A 21,903-nucleotide genomic window follows, 5' to 3' on the forward strand; every position below is an offset into this window, starting at 1 on the left:
GTCGGGTCGGGGAGATCAGCCGAGTTCGTCGAGCATGCGACGCTGCTCTGCGGTGAGACCGTCGTTCAGCTCGCGGCGCGCCTCGGCGGTCGCGGGAGAGCCGGATGCGGGGGACGATGCCGCCGCATCCGACTTCCTGGAGATCCTCGCCGATACCGAGTCGTAGACCTCTGACGCCTTGGCGTGCAGCCGATCATCGATCCGGTCGTAGATCACCCAGCCGATGAGAAGGATCAGGGGCGGCAGGGCGAAGGCCCAGAATCCCGACGCGCGCACGGCGCTCAACCACACCGTGAGCACCCAGATGATGAGTTCCACGACATAGATGAGCGCGTACTGCACGGTCTTCTCGCCGACCCTGGTGCGGTCGGCCGCAGACTTCGCCGCGGAGCGGGCGAACGCGGCCCGGAGCGCCGGTTTCACGAACAGCGCAGCGAGTGTGAGGATCACGGCCGCCCAGAGCGCGTGGAGTCCGACGCTGACCCTGCTGAATACGATGCCGATGAGCAGCAGCACGACGACGTTGAATACGTAGAGCGCTGCGAACCGGACGATTCCGTTCTTCATAAGTCCAGAATTCCACATCCGCACGGCCCGCGGCATCCGTTCGTGTTCACCCCTGTGCGCCGAGCGATCCCTCGAAACCGATGATGCGCGCCTGCTCGTCGAAGCGGAAGGTGGCCGACCCCGACGTGTCGACGACGGACGCCCCGGTGTAGTTCTCGTCCGCCCAGTTCAGACTCCACCCGGCCAGGCGGGCGAGATCCCACACGGCGGTCCGTGCGTCGGCCAGGGCCAGGCCCGAGAGGATGCGGGGGAGCGCGATGACGGCCGCGGCCACGGTGAGATCGGGGATCGGCGCGTCGAGCAGAAAGACCGCGCGGGTGCCGCCGCCGATCGGTGCGGAGTAATACGGTGAACGCCCGGTGATCTCGATCGCGGCTCCGCCGACCGTGTGGGCGGCCGCTGCGATCCAGGATTCGTCTCCGGGCGCATCGGCGGGGAACGGAAGCTCAGGGTCGAACAGCTCGGCGATGCCCTGCTCGAGCCCGTGCGCGCGCAGTTGCGCCGCGAGCCCCTGGGCGTCGCCCTGAGGGTGCGCCCATGCCCACAGCAGCGAGCGCGGGCCCGGTGCGATCGTCGCGATCAGCTGGGCGCGCGTGACGACCTGTCGCGAGGGGTCCGCATTCGCCGTGAAGGTGATCGTGCCGGCGTTCATGTCGGCGTCCCAGCGGTGGTCGCCGAGGTCGTCGGTCGCGCTGACCAGGGCATCCTGACGGAGAGCGGTGAACAGGGCGGCGCGGTCGGCGAGCGACTGGAGGGCGGCGAAGGTCATGCGCTCAGTCTTATCGGGGATGCTATGAATCCGCCACTTCCGTCAGCTCGTGAGCGCCCCCTCGATGCGGCCCATCCGCCACACGCTCGGCACCAGCATCGTGCCCAGCGCGATCGCCGCGTAGACGATCGCAGAGCCGATGAGCAGCGACGACACGTCGACGTGCCCGATCAGCCAGCCGAAGGCGAGAGTGCCCAAGGGCATCGCGACGAAGCTCGCCAGCATGTCGTAGCTCGCGACACGCGACAGCTTGTCACCGGGGATCTGCTCCATCTCGGTCACGTTCCAGCCGGTGTTGAACACCTCGACGCCCGCGCCCGCGACGAAAGCGGCGATTGCCACGATGAGAGCCTGCGGATAGAGCCCCATCACCGCCAGCGGGATCGCGAGGGCGCTGACGGCCAGCATGCCCCACCGCAGGGGTCTGCGCAGCGGAAGCCACATCATCACCAGGGTCATCAGGAGGATGCCGGCACCTTCCGCGCTGAGCACCCATCCCCAGCCGGTGATCCCCAGACGCGGGTCGTTCTTCGCGATGAACGGACCGGCGACGCCCCACGCGCCGATGTGGATCGCGTTCATCACCATGAACGCCAGGCAGATGCTCCACATCCAGGTGCGCGACCAGAACTCGTGCCACCCGGTGCGCAGATCGCGGAAGAAGCTCGACCTCGACGGGTCGGGCGCGGGCAGCTTCACCAGCGCCAGGAGCACGATCGCGACGATCCAGGCTCCGGCCTGGATCACCATGACCCAGGCCGGCCCTGCTGACGCGACGAGGGCGCCGGCGATGATCGGGCCGCCGATCGTCGTCGCCGAGCGCACGAACGAGAGCATCGCGTTCGCCTGCTGCAGATGCTCCGGCGTCGTGAGCTGCGGGATGATGCCCTGCATGGCAGGCATCACGAAGGCGGATGCCGCGCCGTTCACCGCCGACAGCGCAGCGAGCAGCGGGATGGTCGCGGTGCCGCTGAACAGGAGAGCCGCCGTGGTGCCGATCGAGAGGATGTCGATCAGGTAGCAGCTCTGGATCACGAGTGCGCGCGGCAGTCGGTCGGCGACCACGCCGCCGAAGATCAGGAACACGACGTTCGACAACGTGAAGACCGTCAGCACGATCGCGAGGGACTCCGGGGCGTTGTCGATCCCCAGCACGGCGAAGGCCAGGGCGATCGACGACATCGAACCGGCGATCATCGTGATCGCCCGCGAGAGGAAGAACCAGCGGAAGCCGGTGTCGCGCATCGCCGCCAGGCCGCGAGTCATCGGCTGGCTCCGCGTCTGTGCATCCGTTCATCCTGCCACGCCCGCGCGCTCGGTCGAATCGTGCAGACCCGCCGTCGGGACGCGGATCGGCCCGTCACCCGATTCGAAAGCAGGGAATCAGGACGCCGGGGCCGCGGTCGAGGAGCGGACGACGAGCTCGGCGGGCATCCGCACGTGCTCGGCGGCGCCGCCGTCGAGCATCGAGAGAAGCACGCGGACGGCGGAGGCGCCCATCTCGATGAGCGGCTGACGCACAGTGGTGAGCTGAGGGATGCTCGAGGCGGCTTGCGGCACATCGTCGAACCCCACGACCGACAGATCGCCGGGCGTCGTGAGACCGCGTTCGGCGGCGACGCGGATCATCTCGATCGCGCTGAGATCGTTCGCGGCGAACACTGCGGTGGGGGGATCGGACAACTCGAGCAGAGCGTTCGCGCCGGCTGTCGCGGAGGCCGCGCGGTAGCCGCCGTCGGCGATGAGCGCAGGGTCGACGGGGAGCCCTGCATCCTCGAGGGCCCTTCGGTAGCCCGCCTCGCGCTGATGCGCTGACTCGAGGTCGGTGCGTCCTCGCAGATGGCCGATGCGGCGGTGGCCCAGCGAGATCAGGTGCTCTGTGGCCGCCCGGGCGCCGTCGACGTTCTGCACGGCCACGGTCGCCGGCCCGTCGGGTCCCGTGTGCGGGTCGACGGCGACGATGGGCACCGAGGAATGCGCAGGCGTCGTGGTCGGTGTCACGAGGATCGCGCCGTCGATCAGAGTGCCGCCCAGTCGTGACAGGGAGCGGCGTTCCCAGCCGACGTGCTCTCCGGCCGAGACGGTGCCGGCATAGGCGAGCACGTCGTAGGGCGTGTCCTGCAGCGCGGTCGAGACGCCCTGCAGCAGCTGCAGCGCGAAAGGCTCGAACTCGGCGACGAGCACGCCGATCACGTGTGTGCGGCCCCGTCGCATGGAAGTGGCGACCAGCGAGCTCTCGTAGCCGAGCTCCGCGACGACCTTGAGCACATGGGCATGGGTCGATGCCGAGACGCCGTCGCGGTCGTTGATCGCCTTCGACACGGTGGCGACGGAGACCCCGGCTGCACGGGCGACGTCGGTGATCGTCGGTCTGCGGTTCATGGGATCCAGTCTACGTTCGGAAAACGTTATCGATATCGTTTGACACGCTCGGGTGAGGGGTGTCAGAGTGGGCGGAGCACATTTGGTGTGGGCGGCAACAAATCAAGGCGGATGCCGCGCGAGAACTCGACGAAGAGGAGAACACAGCATGAAGATGCGCAGAGCATGGGCGACCGGCGTGAGCGTCGTCGCACTGGGGTCGCTCGGCCTGACCGGGTGCACCGCCGGCGGATCCGACGCCGCAGATGACGGCACCGTGACGTTGACGGTCTGGCAGAACTCCACGACGGGTGACGGCAAGCAGTTCTGGGAGGATGCGGCCGCGGCATTCCACGAGGAGAACCCGGACGTGACCGTGAAGGTCACCTCGATCCAGAACGAGGACATGGACGGCAAGCTGCAGACCGCCGTCAACTCCGGCGACATGCCGGACGTCTTCATGGCGCGCGGCGGAGGCAAGCTCGCCGACATCGTGAGCGCAGGCAAGGTCAAGGACCTCACCGACCTCATCGACGACGACGTGAAGACCGCGTTCGGCGACGCGCCGTTCAGCGCGTTCACGATCGACGGCAAGATCTACGGCATGCCGAGCGCCGTCCTTCCGGGCGGGATCTTCTACAGCAAGGACCTGTTCGCCCAGGCCGGCATCACGGAGGAGCCGAAGACGCTCGACGACCTCGAAGCCGCGGTCGACAAGCTCAAGGCCGCCGGCGTCGCTCCCATCGCGCTCGGCGCGAAGGACGCCTGGCCTGCAGCGCACTGGTTCTACTTCTTCGCGGTGCGCGCCTGCAGCCAGGACATCGTGCAGAGCCTCTCGACCGACCCGGACTTCTCGGACCCGTGCTGGCTGGACGCGGCCGAGAACCTCGCCGACTTCGCGGCGGTCGAGCCGTTCAACGACGGCTTCCTCACCACGACGGCGCAGCAGGGCGCGAACTCCTCCGCGGGCCTCCTCGCCAACCACCAGGCGGCCATGGAGCTCATGGGCGCGTGGGACGTGGGCGTGATCGCCAGCCTGACCCCCGACGAGAAGCCGCTGCCCGATCTCGGCTGGTTCCCGTTCCCAGAGGTCGACGGCGGTGACGGCGACGCAGGGGCGATGATGGGCGGCGTCGACGGCTACTCGTGCGCGGTCGATTCGCCGAAGGAGTGCGAGGAGTTCCTCAACTTCATCTCGTCGAAGACGTGGCAGGAGAACTACGCCACCGCATTCCAGACGATCCCGGCCAGCCAGGACGCGAAGGGCGCCGTGACCGACCCGTCGCTGACCCCGCTGATGGACGCGTACAGCTCCGCCCCGTACGTGTCGCTGTGGCTCGACACCGCCCTCGGGCAGAACGTCGGCAACGCGCTCAACGCGGGTGTCGTCGAGATGCTCGCAGGGCAGGGCGACCCGCAGAAGCTCGTCGACGGCATCGCCAACGCGGCAGCGCGAGGCTGATCCGCGACATGATCGACACACAGACGCAGATGGAATCCTCCGCGTCTGAGAAGAGCACCCGTACCGGAGCCGACCGCACGTCGGCTCCGGTACGGAGACCGCCGCGGGCCGACTGGCGCAAGCGCGGCGAGATCGCGCTCCTCTCAGGCCCCGCACTTCTCGTGTTCCTCGGCTTCGTCATCTTCCCGGTGATGATGGCCGCGTTCTACGGCTTCTTCAAGTGGAACGGCTTCGGCTGGCCCACCGAGTTCGTCGGACTCGACAACTACGTACTGATGCTGCAGGATCAGACCTTCCGCGACGCGGTGGCGCACAACTTCGCGATCGTCGTGCTGTCCCTGGTCATGCAGGGGCCGATCGCCATCCTGTTCGCGCTCCTGCTGAATCAGAAGATCCGCGGACGCTCGCTGATCCGCGTGCTGATCTTCACCCCGTACGTGATCGCCGAGGTGGTCGTCGGCACCGGGTGGAGCCTGATGCTCCAGGATGCCGGCGCGCTGAACTCCCTGCTCGAGAAGTGGGGCCTCGGCGCCCTGCAGCACTCGTGGATCGCCGATCCGTCGATCGCGATCTGGTCGCTTATGATCATCATCACCTGGAAGTACATCGGCTTCGCCGTGATCCTCATGCTCGCGGGCATGCAGTCGATTCCGGAGGAGCTCTACGAGGCGGCCGCGATCGACGGCGCCGGGTTCTGGAAGACCCAGTGGAGCATCACGCTGCCGCTGCTCGGACCCACGATCCGAATCTGGGCGTTCCTGTCGGTCATCGGCTCGCTGCAACTGTTCGACCTCGTCAACATCATCTGGGGTCAGTACATCGCGGCCACCGCCGGAACGTCGACCATGGCCACCTACATGTATCAGAACGGGCACCTGGCGGGGAACTACGGCTACGGAAACGCCGTCGCCGTCATGCTCTTCCTCATCTCGCTCGTCGTGGCGCTGGTGTACCAGCGGTTCGTGCTGCGTCGAGACACCGAAGGCGCCCTCACGGGCGACAGCGGAAAGGCGCGCAGGCGATGACCGACACCCTCAAGACCTCGGTCGCGATCCCGGTCGCGACGATCCGCGGGCGGCGCAACGCCGCCGGCATCCGCTGGGGGAGTCCCGGCGTCTACCTGCTCGCCCTCGTCCTCATCACGATCTGCATCACGCCCGTGCTGTACATCGTGGTCGGAGGCTTCCGCACCAACTCGCAGATCACCGCCGACCCCTCGGCATGGCCGTCGCCGTGGGTGATCGCGAACTACACCGACGTGCTCGGCAGCGAGGCGTTCTGGAACGCGATGCGCAACTCGGTGATCTCCGGCGTCGGCACGACGCTCGGCGCGGTCGTGCTCGGGGTGATGGCGAGCTATGTCATCGCCCGCTACGAGTTCAGCGGCAAGGCGGTGATGTACTCGCTGTTCGCGGCCGGACTGATGTTCCCTGTGACCGTCGCCATCACGCCGCTGTACCTGCTGATCCGCAATCTCGGACTCGTGAACAATCTGGCCGGCATCATCCTGCCCCAGATCGCGTTCGCGCTGCCGACCACGATCATCATCCTCGTGCCGTTCCTGAAGGCGATCCCGAAGGAGCTCGAAGAGGCGGCCTCGATCGACGGCGCATCGCGCCTCGGGTTCTTCTGGCGCATGGTGATCCCGCTGAGCCTGCCAGGTGTGATCACGGTCGGAATCCTCGCGTTCATCGGCGCGTGGAACGGCTACATGCTGCCGTTGTTCATCCTGAACGACCAGAGCCTGCTCACGCTGCCGCTGGGCGTGCAGAACTTCGCATCGCAGTACTCGGTCGACACGGCGCGCGTGCTCGCATACACCTCGCTGTCGATGCTGCCCGCGCTGGTCTTCTTCAGCCTGTTCGAGCGACGCATCGTCGGCGGACTGACCGGAGCCGTCAAGGGCTGACCCATGCAGACATACACGGAGAAGACAGTGATCCCCGCTTTCCCCCAGGCATCGGCTCGGGTACAGGCGCTCCTGGCGCAGATGACGATCGAGGAGAAGGCCGCGCAGCTCGTCGGCTACTGGCTCGACCAAGGCGGCGAGGTCGTCGCTCCCATGCAGAGCGAGATGAGCGGATCCGCCCCCTCGGGCGCGCTGGCCGACATCACCAGGCATGGCATCGGCCACTTCACGCGGGTGTACGGCACAAGGCCGGTGGACCCTGCCGAGCGCGCGGCATGGCTTTGGTCAGAACAACGACGCCTGCAGACCGAGACGCGTCTGGGCATCCCCGCCCTCGTGCACGAGGAGTGCCTCACGGGTCTCGCGGCGTGGAAGGCCGCGACCTTCCCGACACCGCTCGCGTGGGGCGCCTCCTTCGACTCGGGCCTGGTGGAGGAGATGGCGCTCTCGATCGGCGACTCGATGCGCGAGCTCGGCATCCACCAAGGGCTCGCCCCGGTTCTCGACGTGATCCGCGATCCCCGTTGGGGCCGCGTCGACGAGTGCATCGCAGAAGATCCCTACGTGGTCGGCGTGCTCGGCACGGCCTATGTGAAGGGCCTCCAAGCGGCCGGCGTGCACGCGACCCTCAAGCACTTCGTCGGTTACGCCGGTTCGCGTGCGGGGCGCAACCACGCCCCGGTCTCGGCCGGACCCCGCGAAGTCGCCGATGTCTTCCTGCCGCCCTTCGAGATGGCGGTCATCGACGGGGGAGTGCGCTCCGTCATGAACTCTTACGCGGAGATCGACGGCGTGCCGCTCGGCTCGAGCGCCGAGTACCTCACCGAGCTGCTGCGGGAGCGCTGGGGCTTCGACGGCGTCGTGGTCGCCGACTACTTCGCCGTCGCCTTCCTCGAGATCATGCACCGCATCGCCTCCGACCGGGGTGAGGCGGCTCAGGCGGCGCTCACGGCGGGCATCGACGTCGAACTTCCCACCGGCGACGCCTATCTCGAGCCGCTGATCGAGCGGGTCGGAGCAGGACTCTTCGACGAGGCCTTCATCGATCGCGCGGTTCTGCGCGTGCTCACGCAGAAAGAGGACCTCGGACTCCTCGAGGCGGGTGCCTTCGCGCAGGGCCCTCCCGCCGAGATCGACCTCGACTCGCCTCGTCATCGCGATATCGCGCGACGGCTCGCAGAGGAATCGGTCGTGCTGCTGTCGAACGACGGCGTGCTGCCGCTCACGGGAACCTTATCGACCGTCGCCGTGATCGGACCGAATGCCGATCGCGCCGAGGCGCTGATGGGCTGCTACTCGTTCGCGAACCATGTTCTCGCACATCATCCGGAGTACCCGATCGGCTTCGAGATCCCGACCTTCACCGACGCCCTCACCGCGGAGATGCCGGACGCGCGAGTGATCGGCGCCCGCGGCTGCGACGTCGAGGGTGACGACCGGTCGGGTTTCGCGGAGGCCGTGGATGCTGCCCGCGCCGCCGATGTCGCGATCGTCGTCGTGGGCGATCAGGCCGGACTGTTCGGTCGTGGCACGGTGGGTGAGGGCAACGATTCCGAGTCGCTCGAGCTGCCGGGCGCGCAGCGCGAACTGGTCGAGACGCTCATCGCCACCGGCACCCCGGTCGTCGTGGTCGCCCTCACCGGCCGCCCTTATGCGATCGGATGGGCGCTCGACGGCGAGCATCGTGCCGCTGCCGTGCTGCAGGCGTTCTTCCCCGGCGAGGAAGGGGGGTCCGCGCTCGCCGGAGTCATCACGGGCCGGGTGAATCCTTCGGGCCGGCTCCCGGTCTCGCTGCCGCGCTCCGCCGGCGCCCAGCCGTACTCCTACCTGCATCCGCGCCTTGGTGGGCCCTCGGACGTCACCGCGACCGATCCCACACCCGTGCGCCCGTTCGGTTTCGGCCTGTCTTACACGACGTTCGTCCACGACCTGCTCGCGGTCGATGAAGAGGTCTCTGCGGGCGATGCCTTCCGCGCGGTCGTGCGCGTGACCAACACCGGCTCCGTGCCGGCTGATCACGTGCTCCAGCTGTACGGGCACGACGTCGTGGCATCCGTCACCCGCCCTGACGCGCAGCTGCTCGCGTTCCACCGTCTCACGCTCGACGCGGGCGAATCCGCCGACGTCGCGTTCAGCGTGCCGACACAGCGTTTCGCGTTCAGCGACCGATCGATGGTGCGCATCGTCGAGCCCGGCGATGTGCAGGTGTGGGTCGGTGCGGATGCCGCGACGGATGTCACTCGCCGCGCGGCCGTGCGGATCACGGGGGCCGCCCATGCGCTGACGCCCGTGGACCCGCGGTCGGTGAGCTCCGAGGTCATCCCGGGATGACCCTGGTCCGCAACCCGATCCTGCCGGGCTGCCATCCCGATCCCTCGATCTGCCGGGTGGACGGCGAGTACTTCGTGGTCACCTCGTCGTTCGAGTACCTGCCGGGGCTCCCGATCCATCGGAGCACCGACCTCGCCCGCTGGGAGCTGATCGGGCACGCCGTCGACAGGCCTGGGATGCTCGACATGGCGGGCATGGCGTCGTCGAGCGGGCTCTACGCGCCCACGCTGCGCCACCATGACGGCCTCTTCTGGGTGATCTGCACGCTCGTCGACCAGAACGATCCGGCACGCGGTGGGAACTTCGTGATCACGGCGACCGACCCCGCGGGTCCCTGGAGCGAGCCGGTGTGGCTGGGCGCCGACGGCATCGACCCCTCGCTCTTCTTCGACGACGACGGGAGGGCGTGGGTGCAGGGGACGAGGCTCGCCCGAAGTCCGCAGTGGCACGATCAGACCGAGATCTGGCTGCGCGAGTTCGATCCCGAGGCCAGGGCGCTCACCGGTCCCGAGCATGTGATCTGGCGGGGCGCGCTGATCGGGGCCGTCTGGGCCGAGGGGCCGCACCTGTACAAGGTCGACGGGCGTTATCACCTCGTCGCGGCGGAGGGCGGCACGGAGATGCATCATGCGGTCTCGGTGGCGCGGGCGGATGCCGTGACCGGACCTTACGTCGGGAACCCGGCGAATCCGGTGCTCAGCCACCGCCAGCTCGGTCGCACGGCGGACGTCGTCGCGGTCGGCCACGCTGATCTCGTGCAGGCTGCTGACGACAGCTGGTGGGCCGTGCTTCTCGGCATGCGGCCGTATGGCGGGCTCCATGCGAATCTCGGGCGCGAGACGTTCCTGGTTCCGGTCGAGTGGGAAGACGGCTGGCCGGTCTTCGCGCCGGGAGAGGGGCGCGTACCGGACCAGGTCGAGGTGCCTTTCGCGGGCGAGGGGCGTCAGGAGCGCTCTGCGACGATCGCCCCGGACGACGGACGCTGGACCTCGGTGCGCGCGCTGCCGGGTGAGGTCGCCGATGCGGTGGACGGCGAGTGGCTGCTGCCGATCCGTCCGGAGGGGCCGACGGACCCGCAGCCGTTCGCGTTCCTCGGCGTCAGGCAGCAGCATCCGGATCTCGACTTCACGCTGAGGCTGTCCGGACGGCTGGCCCCCGGCGAGGAGACCGGCTTGCTGATCCGGCAATCCGAGCGCGATCACATGCGCCTGGCTGTACTCGGCGGGGGAGAAGCGGATGCTGCACGGATCACGGCGACCCTAGTGCGTGCAGGCGAGTCGGCCGAGCAGGGGACGATCACGCTGACGGGTCCTCTGGCCGAGGGCGTCGAGCTGACGTGCCGGGCACGAGGACAGGACTACGAACTGCTCGCAGGCGTCGAAGGATCACAGCCGTTGCGCGTCGCGACGGTCGACGGCACGAGCCTCGACTCCTTCTCGTCCGGAGGATTCCTCGGCCTGTGGCTCGGCGCGTACGCCACGAGCGTCGCAGCGGAGACCGACAGCGTCGTCCGTGTCGCGCGCGTCGAGTACCACCCGCGCTGAGCGGGCGTCAGCGCAGCCGCGCGCGCAGCGATGCGGCCGCCCCGGCGGGATCGAGTGCCTCGGTCACCGCCCGCACGACGACGATGCGTGGCGAACCGGCCTCGACGACCTCGTCGAGGCGAGGACCTTCGTCGATGCCGCCGATAGCGAACCAGGGCCTGCTCGTCCCGGATGCGGCGACCGCGCGCAGGGGACCCGTGCCGATCGCCGCGCGTCCGGGCTTCGTCGGCGTCTCCCACACCGGGCCGACGCAGAAGTAGTCGAGGGCGGTGTCGGCGTCCGCCTCCGCGGCCTGTGCGATCGAATGCGTCGACCGCCCGATGATCACGTCGTCGCCGAGCAGCCGCCGTGCCTGCGCGGTGGTCAGATCGCCCTGACCGATGTGGAACACGTCGGCGCCGACGAGAGCGGCGACGTCGGCGCGGTCGTTCACCGAGAACAGCTTTCCGTGTCTGCGCGCGACGGCGGCGAGGATCTCGAGCGCCTCGATCTCGGCGCGGGCTTCGAGGTCCTTGTCACGCAGCTGGATGATGTCGACCCCGCCCGCGTAGGCCGCATCGAGGAACTCCTCGAGGTCGCCGGTCGCCGTGCGAGCGGTCGTGCAGACGTACAGCCGTGCTGCGTTGAGCAGGGCGAGGCGCTCCTCGCGGGTCGGGCGGGGTGCGTCGACGAGGGGGAGAAGCGCGGTCATAGCCCTAGAGTAGAGGGGTCCGCGGGAGCCCACAGGGGCTGAGAGGGCCACGTGCCGACCGCTGAACCTGAAACGGATAATGCCGTCGTAGGAAAGGGCACGCATGCGCATCGCTGTGATCGGCGCCGGGATCATCGGTCTGGCGACCGCCGAGGAACTGGTCGTGCGGGGCCACGAGGTGACGGTCTTCGACCCTGAACCTGCCCGCGGCGCGAGCCTCGCCGCCGCCGGGATGCTCGCTCATGCCGCCGAGATGGCATGGGGGCAGGACGAGCTGACTCCGCTCATGCAGGCATCGGCCGAGAAGTACCCGTCGTTCGTCGAGCGTCTGTCGGTGACGAGCGGGCGATCGCTCGGGCACCGCACGGACGGGACGCTCTCGGTCGGCGTGGATGGCGCGGACCGTGAAGCGCTCGGCGCCGCGGCCGAGCTTCAGCGCACGCGGGGGCACCGGGCTGAACGGCTGACGGGCACGGCCGCTCGCGACCTCGAGCCGGCGCTCGGCCCCGCCGTCACCTCTGCCGTGTTCACTCCGGACGACCATCAGATCGATCCGCGGCGGCTCGCAGCGGCGCTCCTCGACCTGCTCGGCGACCGCGTCCGCAGAGAGGCCGTAACCGCGGTGACCTGGACGCTCGAGGGAGTCAGCGGTCTGCTGTCGGCATCCGGCGAGCATCACCGCGCGGACGTCGTCATCGTGGCCGCCGGCCTCGGGGCGGCCCTGATCGGCGGCATCCCCGCGCTCCCGCTCCGGCCCGTGTGGGGCGACGTCCTCCGCCTGCGCGTCCCGCCGGCGCTGCGTCCGCTGATCACGCGCACCGTCCGTGCGCAGGTGCGGGGGCGTGCTGTGTACCTCGTCCCGCGGGACGACGGCACGATCGTGCTCGGAGCCTCCGTGCGGGAGGGCGGCGTCGAGGGAGTGCACGCCGGGTCCGTGCTCGCCCTGCTTCGCGAGGCCGACACGGTCGTCCCCGGCGTGAGCGAGTGCGAGATCGTCGAGATGCTCGCACGTCCTCGCCCGGGGAGCCCCGATGCCGTGCCGCTTCTCGGCGTCGTCGAGGAAGGCGTGCTCGTCGCCACGGGGTTCGACCGGCACGGAGTGCTGCTCGCTCCTCTGGCGGCGGCGGTCGCGTCGGATCTGGCCGAGGGGCGCCCGATCGACGAGAACGTCCGGTCCGCCATGGACCCGTGGCGCTTCACGGCCGCCACGGCGGGCGGACCGCGAGAGGCCGCCGCCTGGACACCTCCCGCTGTCGTCGACCTCGTCGGCGCCCGACCGAAAGGCTCATGATGACGAGTCTGCAGACCGTTCGCCTGAACGGCGCCGACCGCGAGGTGGCCGCGGGCTCCACACTGCGCGATCTCGTCTCGGACCTCACCGGACACGTGCTGCGAGACGACGGCTCTCGCGTCGACGGCGGCCGACTGGGTATCGCCGCAGCTCTCGGCGGTGCCGTGGTCCCGCGCAGCCGGTGGGCCGTCTGCACGGTCGCCGACGGCGACGAGGTCGAGATCGTCACGGCCGTCCAGGGCGGCTGAGCCGCCCGCACACGAATCGGAGCACATTATGAGCCTCACCGCACAGGCCGCCGTCGTCGACCCGTTCATCATCGCGGGGGAGCAGTTCTCCTCGCGACTGATCATGGGAACCGGCGGTGCCACGAGCCTCTCGCTGCTGGAGAACGCGCTGATCGAGTCGGCGACGGAGATCACCACGGTCGCCATCCGCCGCTTCGCCCCGGAGGCGCGGGACTCGGTGTTCGCGATGCTCGATCGGCTCGGCATCCGTGCCCTGCCGAACACCGCCGGCTGCTACACGGCCCGAGACGCGGTTCTCACCGCGCAGCTGGCGCGGGAGGCCCTCGAGACCGACTGGGTCAAGCTCGAGGTGATCGCGGACGAGGAGACGCTGCTGCCCGATCCGGTCGAGCTCTTCCGGGCCTCCGAAGAGCTGGTGGCCTCCGGCTTCCGCGTGTTCGCCTACACGAACGACGATCCCGCCCTCGCCCGGCGCCTGGAGGACGTGGGCGTGACCGCCGTCATGCCGGCCGGTTCGCCGATCGGCAGCGGTCTCGGCATCCTCAATCCGCACAACATCGAGACGATCGTCTCCCGCGCTGCGGTGCCGGTGATCCTCGACGCAGGCGTGGGCACCGCCTCGGACGCCGCCTTGGCGATGGAGCTCGGAGTGGACGCCGTGCTGCTCGCGAGCGCCGTCACCCGGGCGCAGGACCCGGCGAGAATGGCCCGAGCGATGCGTGCCGCGGTCGACGCCGGCCGTCTCGCTCGTGCGGCGGGACGCATCCCGCGGCGTCCGCTGGCACTCGCCTCGTCGGCGGCCGACGGACTGATCTCCGCGCGGCCGTCCGAGGCCGACCTGTGAGCCTGCCCGCGCTCGTCGACCCCGGCCCGCCTCTGGCACCGCACCGGGCGGCACGGTTCGCGCGCCACCTCACACTCCCCGGTGTGGGGGATCACGGTCAGCGGCGCCTCGCAGCGGCTCGGGTGCTCGTGATCGGCGCCGGCGGCCTGGGCGCTCCCGCCATCCAATACCTCGCGGCGGCGGGCGTGGGCCGGCTCACCGTGATCGACGACGACCGTGTCGAGCTCTCGAACCTGCAGCGACAGGTGCTGCACACCGAAGGCGATCTCGGTCGCCCGAAGGCGCAATCGGCACGCTCGGCAGTCGCGCTGCGCGACCCAGAAGTCGTCGTCACGGCCATGGCCGCGCGGCTGGATCCGAGCAACGCCCTCGCGCTCTTCCGAGAGCACGATCTCGTGCTCGACGGCAGCGACAACTTCGCCACTCGCTATCTCAGCAACGACGCCGCCGAGCTCACCGGCACGCCGGTCGTGTGGGGCAGCATCCATCAGTTCGCCGGTCAGGTCAGCGTGTTCTGGCCTGGTCACGGACCGATGCTTCGAGACCTCTTCCCCGACATCCCTGACGCCGATTCGATCGAGTCGTGCGCGACCGGCGGCGTGTTCGGCGTGCTGTGCGGTGCGGTCGGCTCCGCCATGGCGGCGGAGGCGCTCAAGCTGCTCTGCGGAATCGGAGAGCCGCTCATCGGGCGGCTCGCCCGCTACGACGCGCTCTCAGCTCGGTGGGACGAACTGCGCTTCCACGCCGACCCGGACCGCCCACCGGTGCTCGATCTGGAGGAGGTCGCGGTCGCGTGCCGGGCGCAGTGGCCGCACGGCAGAGCCGACGACATCTCCGCCGGAGAGGTCGCAGCGCGGCTCGAGCGCGGGTCTGCCGGGCTCGTGGTGGTGGATGTGCGCAGCACGGAAGAACGGGAGACCTCCGTGATCGCAGGATCCGTGTCCGTGCCGCTCGCGCGCATCCTCGACGAGGGATGGGCGTGTGTCGCCGAGGCGCTGGGAGACAGGGCCATTGACGGGCGCGACATCATCGTCACGTGCCAGGTCGGCATCCGCTCTGCGCGTGCCATCGACGCTCTCATCGAATCCGCGCCGCCGGGAACCCCGCTGCGCAATCTGGCTGGTGGGGTGGACGCCTTCTCAGCGGCGGCTCAGTAGCTGGCTCGGTGCGAGTCGTCGGACGCCGGGACGAAGCGTGCGGCGAGAGCCTCGGTCGCCCGTGCGAGCAGCGCGACGTCCGCCCCGACCGCGACGAAGTCCGCCCCCGCAGCGATGTACGCGTCGGCGGCGACCGGATCGAAGGCGTTCACGCCGACCGGTTTGCCGGCGCCCTTGACCGCGCGGAACACGCTCTCGACGGCTGCGACGACCTCGGGGTGGGTCTGCTGGCCCAGCAGCCCCATCGACGCCGACAGGTCTGACGGGCCGACGAACACGGCGTCGACGCCGTCGACCGAGGCGATCTCGGCGGCGGCATCGACGCCCGCCGCGGTCTCGATCTGCACGGTCAGCGAGATGTGTCGCGCCGACTCCTGCAGGTAGCGCTCGACCCGATTCCAGCGAGCGCTGCGGGCGAGGGCGCTGCCGACACCGCGCACGCCTTCCGGCGGATAGCGGGTGGCGGCGACCGCCGCACGGGCATCGTCGGCCGAGGACACCATCGGCACGATGAGATTCTGCGCACCGAGATCGAGCACCTGCTTGATCGCGACGGCGTCGTTGGACGGCACCCGCACGAGCGGCACGATCGGGTATGCGGCGGCGACCTGCAGCTGCAGCAGAACGCTTTCGAGAGTGTTCGTCGAGTGCTCCATGTCGATGAGCAGCCAGTCGACACCGGAGCCGGCGGCGACCTCGGTCACCAACGGGCTGCCCGAGCAGGCCCACACCCCGATCAGCGATCGGTCGGATGCCGCGATCTGCTCGCGGAAGGAGGAATCTAGACGAAGCGGCATGCGATCGTTCCCATCGGTCCGTAGTCGCACAGCACCCCGTCGCCGCGCGTCACCCACATCGGGCGCGTGAACGATCCTGCCAGGATGATCTCCCCTGCCTCGAGACGCGCGCCGTGCTGATGGAACTTGTTCGCGAGCCACGCGACGCCGGTGGCCGGATGATTGAGGACCCCGGCGGCGACTCCGGTCTCTTCGATCTCGCCGTTCTTGAAGAGCAGACCGGGCACCCAGCGCAGATCGATCTCGTCAGGACGCTTGTGCACGGTGCCCAGCACCATCGCGCCGTAGGCCGCGTTGTCGCTGATCGTGTCGACGATCGTGCGGCCCTCGAGCTCGATGTGCGAGTTCAGCACCTCGAGAGCGGGCACGGCGTAGTCGATCGCCGCGAGCGCGTCGTCGAGAGTGCAGTCGGGGCCCTCGAGCGGACGCTTGAGCACGAACGCCAGCTCGACTTCGATGCGCACGTTCGAGAAGTGGTCGACGGGGATCTCGGCGCCTGATTCGTACACGGTGTCGTCGAACATCACACCGTAGTCGGGCTCGGTGATCCCAGTGGCCTGCTGCATCGCCTTCGACGTCAGCCCGATCTTGCGTCCGACGAGCCGGCGGCCCGCGTCGATCTGAGAATCCCGCCACACGCCCTGGATCGCGTACGAGTCCTCGACCGTGGCCTCGGGGTACCGGGCGGTGATGCGCGGGATCACACCGTGCGTGCGGTCGGCCTCGGCGAGCTCCGCCGCGATCTGCGCGATCGTGTCTGCTGAAAGCATCCGTTCCTCCTTCGTCCTTTTTCGGTCGTTGAGCGAGGGAGCGGAGCGACCGAGACGAAACGCTTCATGGTTCGCGTGACCCGAGGTCGTGCGGGTCCTCACCGCGTTTCGTCTCGCTCCGCTCGCTCAACGACCAGTGGTCTTACAGCTGGTTGCCGAGCTTTCCCTCACGCTCGTCCGCGCGCGTGTAGCTGAACCCGTCGGCGCCGATCGTGACGGCCATCTCGGAGGAGTCGGTGCGCGCGATGACGGGCTGCGGGTTGCCGTCGAGGTCGAGCACGAGGCTCGCGTCGGTGTACCAGCTCGGGACGACCGGGTTGCCCCACCAGTCGCGGCGCTGGTTGTCGTGCACGTCCCACGTGATGACCGGGTTGTCCGGGTCGCCCGTGTAGTAGTCCTGCGTGTAGACCTCGACGCGGTGACCGTCGGGGTCTCGCAGGTACAGGTAGAAGGCGTTGCTCACGCCGTGGCGACCGGGGCCCCGCTCGATGGCGTCGGAACGGCGGAGGGCCCCGAGCTTGTCGCAGATCGCGAGGATGTTGTGCTTCTCGTGGGTCGCGAAGCACACGTGGTGCATGCGCGGCCCGTCGCCGCCCGTCATGGCGGTGTCGTGCACGGTGGGCTTGCGACGCATCCACGCGGCGTAGACGGTGCCCTCCTCGTCCTGGATGTCCTCCGTGACGCGGAATCCGAGGTCCTGCATGAACTTCACCGCGCGGGGGACGTCGGGGGTGACCTGGTTGAAATGGTCGAGGCGCACGAGCTCGCCGGGGATGTGCAGGTCGTAGCGCCACGACATCCGCTCGACGTGATCGGTCGCGTGGAAGAACTCGTAGGGGAAGCCGAGCGGGTCGACCACGCGCACGGAGTCGCCGATGCCCTTGACGAACCCGTCGGGGTTGCGGCGGACGTCGCAGCCGAGCTCCGTGTAGAACTCGACGGCGCGGTCGAGGTCCTCGGCCGAGCGGACCCGGTACGAGAACGCGGCGACAGCGGCGATCGGACCCTTGCGCAGCACGAGGTTGTGGTGGATGAACTCCTCGGTCGAACGCAGGTAGATCGCCTCGTCGTCCTCCTCCGTCACGTAGAGACCGAGCACGTCGACGTAGAACACGCGAGACGCGGCGAGGTCGGTGACCACGAGCTCCATGTACGCGCAGCGCAGCACGTCCGGAGGCGTGCTCGTCGGGGTCGGCGTCGGGTTGTCGGGATGGATGGGCGCCTCCTGGCTCACGTAGAAGCCTGAGGAGGTCAGCGTCATGTCATCGCGGTTGGTCATGTCAGCGTCCTTGCTTGGATGTCGGATGCCGGTCGTTGAGCGAGGGAGCTTGCGACCGAGACGAAACGCAGTTTCCTGCAGGATCGACGCGTTTCGTCTCGCTTCGCTCGCTCAACGACCGGGGGAAGATGGATCAGTTCTTGCCGAACGTCGGGTTGTGGGCTCCGCCGAGCGTGATGTGCACGCTCTGCTGGTCGGTGTAGAAATCGATCGAGCGGTAGCCGCCCTCGTGGCCGAGACCCGATGCCTTCACACCGCCGAACGGGGTACGCAGGTCGCGCACGTTGTTCGAGTTCAGCCACACCATGCCGGCCTCGACCGACTGCGCGAAGTTGTGCGCACGGGTGAGATCGTTCGTCCAGATGTAGGCGGCGAGTCCGTACTTGGTGTTGTTCGCGAGCGCCAGAGCCTCTTCGTCGGAGTCGAACGGAGTGATCGCGACGACCGGTCCGAAGATCTCCTCCTGGAAGATGCGCGCGTCGGGGGAGACGTCGGCGAAGACCGTCGGGGCGACGAAGTTGCCCTCGTCGAAACCTTCAGGGCGCCCGCCGCCGGCGACGAGGCGACCCTCGCTCTTGCCGATCTCGACGTAGCTCATCACCTTGTCGTAGTGCTCGGGGTGCACGAGCGCTCCAACCTCGGTCGCCGGATCGTGGGGGTAGCCGACCTTGACGCGCTTCGCCTGTGCGGCGTATCGCTCGACGAACTCGTCGTAGATCGAGCGCTCGACGATGATGCGCGAACCGGCGGTGCAGCGTTCGCCGTTGAGCGAGAAGACGCCGAAGATCGTGGCGTCCACCGCGGCCTCGATGTCGGCGTCGGCGAAGACGACGGCGGGCGACTTGCCGCCGAGCTCCATCGAGAGGCCCTTGAGGAAGGGCGCGGCGTTGCCGAAGATGATCTGCCCGGTGCGGCTCTCACCGGTGAACGAGATCAGCGGAACGTCGGGATGCTTCACGAGCGCGTCGCCGGCGTCCTCGCCGAGTCCGTTCACGAGGTTGAAGACGCCCTTCGGGAGACCGGCCTCTTCGAAGATGCCAGCCCACAGGGATGCCGACAGCGGGGTGAACTCGGCGGGCTTCAGCACGACCGTGTTGCCGGTCGCGAGTGCGGGGCCGAGCTTCCACGATTCGAGCATGAACGGGGTGTTCCACGGCGTGATGAGGCCGGCGACCCCGATCGGCTTGCGGTTGACGTAGTTCATCTGCTTGCCGGGCACCTTGAAGGCGTCATCGGCCTGGGCCACGATCAGGTCCGCGAAGAAGCGGAAGTTCTCGGCGGCGCGGCGGGCCTGGCCGAGCGCCTGGGTGATCGGAAGGCCGGAGTCGTAGGATTCGAGCTCGGCGAGGCGGGCGTCGCGCGACTCGACGATGTCGGCGATCCGGTGCAGCACGCGGCTGCGTTCGCGCGGCAGCATCCGCGGCCAGGGTCCCTCGTCGAACGCTCGCTTCGCCGCGGCGACGGCCGCCTCGATGTCGGCCTTCTTGCCGGCGGCCGCGGTCGTGTAGGTCTGATTCGTCACCGGGTCGAGCACGTCGAAGGTGTCGCCGTCGATCGAGTCGACGAAGGCGCCGTCGATGTAGTGCTGGATGTGGTCGGGCAGGTCTGCGGGGATGCGGGAATCGGTCATGAGCCTTCTCCAGGAGTGTGGGCGGTGCGGGTGTGCAGAGCGTCGAGGAAAGCGTCCCTCGTGCGCCAGCGATGGTTGCGGGCGGCGAGCTCGATCTCGAGGGGGTCTGCGCCCTCGCGGATGAGCTCGAGGATGTGGGTGTGCTCGTCGACCGAATGCCGGGCGCGCCCCGGCACATAGGCGAAGGTCGAGTCGCGGATGCCGGAGAGCCGCGCCCAACCGCGGTGGACGAGGTCGAGCAGGTGCGGGTTCGGGCATGGCTCGAACAGCACGGTGTGGAACTGGCGGTTCAGCTCGGTGAAGGCATGGGCGTCGAGATGATCGAGCATCCGCGTCATCCGTTCGTTCACCTCCGCTGCCTGGGCGAGCGCCGTCGCGTCGAGGAAAGGAGCGGACAGCGCGGTCGCCGCGCCCTCGACGAGTCCGAGCGTCTGCATCGTGTGGGCGTATTCGCTCTCATCGACCAGGGTCACGCGCGCGCCGACGTTGCGTTCGAAGGTGACCAGGCCCTCGGCCTCGAGACGCCGGATCGCCTCGCGGACCGGTACGACGCTCATGTTCAGCTCGTCGGCGATCGAGCCGAGGACGAGGCGGTAGCCGGGCCCGAAGGCGTGCGCCGAGATGCGTGAGCGGATCCAGACGTAGGCCTGCTCCGACTTGCTGGCGTTCGCGACGGCCGTCACTTCTGGGTCCCTGAGCTGGTCGAAGGGCCCGTCGCCGCGTCGTACTTCGCTCGCCACTCGGCGTTCATCGGGAACAGGCCGTCGACCGGATGGCCCGCGGCCACCTGCTCGGCGATCCAGGCATCCTCGATCTCCTGTGCGAGGGCGTCTTCGACCACCGCCTCGGCGAGGGCGGGAGGGATGACGATCACACCGTCGCCGTCGCCCACGATGATGTCGCCGGGCTGCACGGTGGCGCCGCCGCACGAGATCGTGACGTCGACGTCCCAGGGCACGTGTCTGCGCCCGAGCACCGAGGGATGGGCGCCCTGCGAGAACACCGGCAGGCCGATCTCCGCGACGGCGTCGAAGTCGCGCACGCCGCCGTCGGTGACGACTCCGGCAGCGCCCCGAGCCTTCGCGCGCAGGGCGAGGATGTCGCCGAGGGTGCCGGTGCTGTCGTCGCCGCGAGCCTCGATCACGATGATCTCGCCCTCGTTCACCGCATCGAAGGCGCGCTTCTGCGCGTTGTAACCGCCGCCGTGACGTGCGAACAGGTCTTCGCGGAAAGGCACGAAGCGCAGCGTCTTGGCTGTGCCGACGATCTTCGTGCCCGGGATGTTCGCCGAGACGCCGTCGATGAAGCAGGAGTGGTGACCGCGCTTGCGCAGCTGGGCGGAGAGCCCGGCGGTGGGCGCCTCGAGCAGCTTGGCGCGCAGCTCGGGGGAGAGCGCGGGCTCATCATCGACCGGCGGGAGCCCCGCGGCCTCGCGTGAGCCCCACGCCTCGGTGCGCTGCAGGTCGTCGACGGCCGGGAGCGAACCGATCCGGTCGTCGAAGGGCACCTCGCCCTGTGTCACCGTCGTGACGAGCGCTCCCGAGGACGGGGCGCCCGGCGCCGTGGGAGCGTCTACCTCGATCTCGACCACGTCGCCGGGCACGATCACCGATGAGCCGGCGGGGGTGCCGGTGAGGATCACGTCGCCGGGTTCGAGCGTGAAGTGCTGAGAGAGGTCTGCGACGAGCTGCGCGAGCGGGAAGATGAGGCCCGCGGTCATGTCGTCCTGGCGGAGCTCTCCGTTGACCCAGGCTCGTACTCGCAGAGCCGCCGGATCGACCGTGCTCGCGTCGATGTACTCGGGACCGAGCGGCGTGTAGCCGTCTCCGCCCTTGGAGCGGACGTTCGACCCCTTGTCGTTCGCGCGAAGGTCGTAGAGGCCGAGGTCGTTCGACGCGGTGACCCACCCGACATGCGACCAGGCGTCGTCCAGGGCGACACGACGGGCGGTGGTGCCGATCACGAGGGCGATCTCGCCCTCGAAGGCCAGCAGTTCGGTGCCCGCAGGGCGTTCGACGACGCCGCCGGAGGTGCCGAGCGAACTCGTCGGCTTGAAGAAGTACGAGGGGAATGCGGGGCGCCGGCCGCGCTGGTCGGCGCGGGAGGCGTAGCTCAGATGGATCGCAATGATCTTGCCGGGGCGGGGAATGGATGCCGTCACGGATGCGCCTCCTCGCGCTCGTCGTCGATGCCTTGTGCGTCGTATTCGAAATCATATATCATCGCTTCATCCCTCGGCAAGCACCTCGTTTC

At 68.9% G+C, this 21,903-nt stretch carries 20 protein-coding genes and 1 riboswitch; of the genes, 9 read left to right on the forward strand and 11 right to left on the reverse strand.

The window, feature by feature from the left end:
- Positions 1 to 15: 15 nt before the first annotated feature.
- From ACI3KT_RS15515 to ACI3KT_RS15530, 4 genes are all read right to left on the reverse strand, one after another.
- Positions 16 to 567, reverse strand: a complete 552-nt coding sequence (locus tag ACI3KT_RS15515) for a hypothetical protein (RefSeq protein WP_404905417.1) — start codon at positions 565 to 567, stop codon at positions 16 to 18.
- A gap of 46 nt (positions 568 to 613) precedes the next feature.
- Positions 614 to 1,336 (reverse strand): DUF6882 domain-containing protein, encoded by a 723-nt coding sequence (locus tag ACI3KT_RS15520; RefSeq protein WP_404905419.1) that lies wholly within the window; start codon positions 1,334 to 1,336, stop codon positions 614 to 616.
- Between the two features lie 42 nt (positions 1,337 to 1,378).
- Positions 1,379 to 2,602, reverse strand: a complete 1,224-nt coding sequence (locus ACI3KT_RS15525) for an MFS transporter (protein WP_404905421.1) — start codon at positions 2,600 to 2,602, stop codon at positions 1,379 to 1,381.
- A gap of 117 nt (positions 2,603 to 2,719) precedes the next feature.
- Complete coding sequence (locus ACI3KT_RS15530; RefSeq protein WP_404905423.1) at positions 2,720 to 3,718, reverse strand: LacI family DNA-binding transcriptional regulator; 999 nt, start codon at positions 3,716 to 3,718, stop codon at positions 2,720 to 2,722.
- 148 nt (positions 3,719 to 3,866) lie between these two features.
- Between ACI3KT_RS15530 and ACI3KT_RS15535 the strand changes: the two genes are divergently transcribed.
- Genes ACI3KT_RS15535 through ACI3KT_RS15555 form a run of 5 tightly spaced genes read left to right on the forward strand, consistent with a single transcriptional unit; the run spans position 3,867 to position 10,943 of the window.
- Entirely contained in the window at positions 3,867 to 5,159 is a 1,293-nt protein-coding gene (locus ACI3KT_RS15535) for an ABC transporter substrate-binding protein (protein ID WP_404905425.1), read from the forward strand.
- 29 nt (positions 5,160 to 5,188) lie between these two features.
- Positions 5,189 to 6,184, forward strand: coding sequence for a carbohydrate ABC transporter permease (locus tag ACI3KT_RS15540; RefSeq protein ID WP_404905532.1), 996 nt, complete (start codon positions 5,189 to 5,191; stop codon positions 6,182 to 6,184).
- Complete coding sequence (locus ACI3KT_RS15545) at positions 6,181 to 7,068, forward strand: carbohydrate ABC transporter permease (RefSeq protein WP_292910414.1); 888 nt, start codon at positions 6,181 to 6,183, stop codon at positions 7,066 to 7,068. Before ACI3KT_RS15540 ends, ACI3KT_RS15545 begins: the two co-directional genes overlap by 4 nt.
- Before the next feature lie 3 nt (positions 7,069 to 7,071).
- Positions 7,072 to 9,399: a beta-glucosidase gene (locus ACI3KT_RS15550; RefSeq protein WP_404905427.1), complete on the forward strand. Its 2,328-nt coding sequence runs from the start codon at positions 7,072 to 7,074 to the stop codon at positions 9,397 to 9,399.
- Positions 9,396 to 10,943, forward strand: coding sequence for a family 43 glycosylhydrolase (locus tag ACI3KT_RS15555; protein WP_404905429.1), 1,548 nt, complete (start codon positions 9,396 to 9,398; stop codon positions 10,941 to 10,943). Before ACI3KT_RS15550 ends, ACI3KT_RS15555 begins: the two co-directional genes overlap by 4 nt.
- A gap of 7 nt (positions 10,944 to 10,950) precedes the next feature.
- Here the strand turns inward: ACI3KT_RS15555 and thiE are convergent, their stop codons facing one another.
- On the reverse strand, positions 10,951 to 11,634 hold the full coding sequence (gene thiE, locus ACI3KT_RS15560) for a thiamine phosphate synthase (RefSeq protein WP_404905431.1): 684 nt from the start codon (positions 11,632 to 11,634) through the stop codon (positions 10,951 to 10,953).
- 11 nt (positions 11,635 to 11,645) lie between these two features.
- A riboswitch (TPP riboswitch) is annotated at positions 11,646 to 11,745 on the forward strand.
- On the opposite strand from thiE, the gene thiO reads away from it, so the two are divergent.
- The 4 genes from thiO to ACI3KT_RS15580 all read left to right on the forward strand — a co-directional run bounded on the left by thiO (position 11,738) and on the right by ACI3KT_RS15580 (position 15,174).
- On the forward strand, positions 11,738 to 12,925 hold the full coding sequence (gene thiO, locus ACI3KT_RS15565; RefSeq protein WP_404905433.1) for a glycine oxidase ThiO: 1,188 nt from the start codon (positions 11,738 to 11,740) through the stop codon (positions 12,923 to 12,925). Its footprint overlaps the riboswitch before it by 8 nt.
- Complete coding sequence (gene thiS, locus ACI3KT_RS15570) at positions 12,922 to 13,173, forward strand: sulfur carrier protein ThiS (RefSeq protein WP_404905435.1); 252 nt, start codon at positions 12,922 to 12,924, stop codon at positions 13,171 to 13,173. Before thiO ends, thiS begins: the two co-directional genes overlap by 4 nt.
- Positions 13,174 to 13,201: 28 nt before the next feature.
- Complete coding sequence (locus ACI3KT_RS15575; RefSeq protein ID WP_292910426.1) at positions 13,202 to 14,017, forward strand: thiazole synthase; 816 nt, start codon at positions 13,202 to 13,204, stop codon at positions 14,015 to 14,017.
- Complete coding sequence (locus tag ACI3KT_RS15580) at positions 14,014 to 15,174, forward strand: ThiF family adenylyltransferase (RefSeq protein WP_404905437.1); 1,161 nt, start codon at positions 14,014 to 14,016, stop codon at positions 15,172 to 15,174. The genes ACI3KT_RS15575 and ACI3KT_RS15580 overlap by 4 nt, the downstream gene beginning before the upstream one ends.
- Here ACI3KT_RS15580 and ACI3KT_RS15585 read toward each other — a convergent pair.
- From ACI3KT_RS15585 to ACI3KT_RS15610, 6 genes are all read right to left on the reverse strand, one after another.
- Positions 15,168 to 15,971, reverse strand: a complete 804-nt coding sequence (locus tag ACI3KT_RS15585; RefSeq protein WP_404905439.1) for an HpcH/HpaI aldolase/citrate lyase family protein — start codon at positions 15,969 to 15,971, stop codon at positions 15,168 to 15,170. The two genes, ACI3KT_RS15580 and ACI3KT_RS15585, sit on opposite strands and share 7 nt — an antisense overlap.
- Complete coding sequence (locus ACI3KT_RS15590; protein ID WP_404905441.1) at positions 15,956 to 16,741, reverse strand: fumarylacetoacetate hydrolase family protein; 786 nt, start codon at positions 16,739 to 16,741, stop codon at positions 15,956 to 15,958. The genes ACI3KT_RS15585 and ACI3KT_RS15590 overlap by 16 nt, the downstream gene beginning before the upstream one ends.
- Positions 16,742 to 16,883: 142 nt before the next feature.
- Positions 16,884 to 18,020: a 3,4-dihydroxyphenylacetate 2,3-dioxygenase gene (gene hpaD, locus ACI3KT_RS15595; RefSeq protein ID WP_404905443.1), complete on the reverse strand. Its 1,137-nt coding sequence runs from the start codon at positions 18,018 to 18,020 to the stop codon at positions 16,884 to 16,886.
- 133 nt (positions 18,021 to 18,153) lie between these two features.
- Complete coding sequence (gene hpaE / locus ACI3KT_RS15600) at positions 18,154 to 19,650, reverse strand: 5-carboxymethyl-2-hydroxymuconate semialdehyde dehydrogenase (RefSeq protein WP_404905445.1); 1,497 nt, start codon at positions 19,648 to 19,650, stop codon at positions 18,154 to 18,156.
- Positions 19,647 to 20,333 (reverse strand): GntR family transcriptional regulator, encoded by a 687-nt coding sequence (locus ACI3KT_RS15605; protein ID WP_404905447.1) that lies wholly within the window; start codon positions 20,331 to 20,333, stop codon positions 19,647 to 19,649. The genes hpaE and ACI3KT_RS15605 overlap by 4 nt, the downstream gene beginning before the upstream one ends.
- Positions 20,330 to 21,811: a fumarylacetoacetate hydrolase family protein gene (locus tag ACI3KT_RS15610; protein WP_404905449.1), complete on the reverse strand. Its 1,482-nt coding sequence runs from the start codon at positions 21,809 to 21,811 to the stop codon at positions 20,330 to 20,332. Before ACI3KT_RS15610 ends, ACI3KT_RS15605 begins: the two co-directional genes overlap by 4 nt.
- Between the last annotated feature and the right edge of the window lie 92 nt (positions 21,812 to 21,903).

It is taken from the genome of Microbacterium sp. ZW T6_19 (assembly GCF_044987465.1).
GTDB classification, from domain to species: Bacteria; Actinomycetota; Actinomycetes; order Actinomycetales; family Microbacteriaceae; genus Microbacterium; species Microbacterium natoriense_A.